The following is a 461-nucleotide window of genomic DNA, read 5'->3' as shown; positions in this document are numbered from 1 at the left end:
CCCATATACTGTCAGCCAGCTTACCAAACGGGCGATTTGAATAGTTACCGGTCACTGGATCTGCGTCTGCCGGTGTCTTTGCGGTAGCACTCGGTTTTCCCAATGACCCACATTGATGGGGTTTCATGCAGAAGCTTTTGCTCTGGGCCATCTTTCGTTATCACGGTACCGGTATGGGTTTTAACGATGCTCATTTGGCTGCTCCTGCATTCTTCCGATAGTCAAATCTGCACAGGTCAAAATCGATGGCCGCCCGCTGGTCGCGGAACAGGCCAAGGTGACCATGCCGGATCACTTTTCCGGTTTTGGCAGCTGCACGAAAATGCCTGCCTACCGCATCCCGACACATACACAACTCGCCGCAGGCCTCTTTGACCGTCAGCCGGCCCTTCTCCCGGGTCAACTCAATAATTTTCCGGACACTAGCCTGTTGTTGCTCGCGTGATTTATTAGCCATGATC

Annotated in this window: 1 protein-coding gene; it reads right to left on the bottom strand. The window is 52.9% G+C overall.

From position 1 onward, the window contains the following. Positions 1 to 190: 190 nt before the first annotated feature. Positions 191 to 461: DUF977 family protein (locus tag GVL03_RS19930; protein WP_159502638.1), on the bottom strand; the 271-nt coding region annotated here is incomplete at its 5' end.

The organism is Microbacterium sp. 18062 (assembly GCF_902706225.1).
In the GTDB taxonomy this organism is placed as follows: Bacteria; Actinomycetota; Actinomycetes; order Actinomycetales; family Microbacteriaceae; genus Microbacterium.
This window is presented reverse-complemented; position numbering and strand designations above follow the sequence as displayed.